Origin of the sequence: Halorubrum sp. Atlit-26R, assembly GCF_003666015.1 — an archaeon.
Taxonomy (GTDB): Archaea; Halobacteriota; Halobacteria; order Halobacteriales; family Haloferacaceae; genus Halorubrum.
Genome location: NZ_QPLT01000077.1, coordinates 1 through 1197, shown reverse-complemented (window position 1 = coordinate 1197; position 1197 = coordinate 1). Strand labels below are relative to the sequence as shown.

1 protein-coding gene and 1 pseudogene are annotated in these 1197 nt (G+C 56.5%); both read right to left on the bottom strand.

Annotation, left to right across the window (positions count from 1 at the left end; all coding sequences use genetic code 11):
- Window positions 1-433, bottom strand: a 433-nt coding sequence (locus DVK07_RS19350; RefSeq protein WP_158603194.1) for a helix-turn-helix domain-containing protein, incomplete at its 3' end; no start/stop codon positions are given.
- Window positions 433-841: pseudogene (gene tnpA / locus DVK07_RS19345) on the bottom strand (IS200/IS605 family transposase). The pseudogene tnpA and the gene DVK07_RS19350, both read right to left, overlap by 1 nt.
- Window positions 842-1197: the final 356 nt, after the last annotated feature.

Genomic DNA, 1197 nt, shown 5'->3' with positions numbered 1-1197 from the left:
GATGGAGCCGAATCGGTATGTCTCCGAGTTTCGAGAGTGACAGCACAGCCTGACCGCCCTTCTTGTCGAGCTTGAAGCCGGACTGGCTGTACGTGAAACTGCGGAACTCCCGTGGCGGCTTCCATTTGAGTTGACCGACGCCGTAGCCGTTCTCCTTGAGCGCGGAGAGTCTTTTGAGGTTGTCGAACAACCGTTCAACGACTGTTTGGAGAACCTTCGAGTACACGTCGGAGAGGCCGTCCCACCACTTCTTGAGGTCGGGGAGTTCCGACCGAAGCGTGGTCATGGACGGTAGTTCGCCGTGTTCGTCTTGGTACTCGTTGAGGCGGTAGAGCGTGTGGTTGTAGAGTTGCCGACAAATATCGCGGTGGCGGTCCAACTCCTTGCGGTGGGCGTCGGACGGCTTGAGACGGTACTTGTAGGCGTAGTACATCAGCTCTCCCGCTGGTCTTCGACATACTGTTTCAGCACATCCAGAGACACCTGCCCCCGTCGAGATAAGACAGTAGGAGTCGTTCCAGAACGAGTCGCCCCACAGTTCGGTCTTCAGCTCATCCTCGTACTCGTTTCGGATACGGCGGGCGGTCGCGCCCTTGTCTGTATTAATGAACTTCACGAGGTCTGTGGTTGGTTTCGCTCGGAACAGGATGTGAACGTGGTCGTCCTCTCCGTCAAGGTTTGTCAGTTCGACGCCGTACTTGTCCGTGAACCCGCTGATAACCCCGCGAATGAATTGGGTTCGCTCCTCGGTTAGCACTCCGCGCCGATACTTCGTAGTGAGTATCAGGTGGTAGTGTAGGGAGTACGTCGAATGCGCTCCCGAATCGAGGTCGTACTCTATTGGGTTCGTACTATTGTACGATACCCCAGTGAAAAAACGTTTCGACTACGTGGATCTGTGGGCCTGTAACCGTATCGCTGTATGAACAGATGATGACGGCGCTGTATCACCACCCTACTTCGCTCCCTTCGGTTGCTCCGTCGAGGGTGGGGGCTTAGCGCCTATATCCAGCTAAGTCGTTGGTTCCATATTTTGAGCCTACATGTTAGAGTTTAGTTGACTTCTCCTTCGATCACGGCTCGCTCTGCCTCTAACGCGCGCACCTCGATGCCGCGCCACTCACCCCCGACCCCCACAAGCGCCTCCGCGTACCCCATGGCCTCAACACCTGGCACCGCCTCCTGCACGAACGGCTT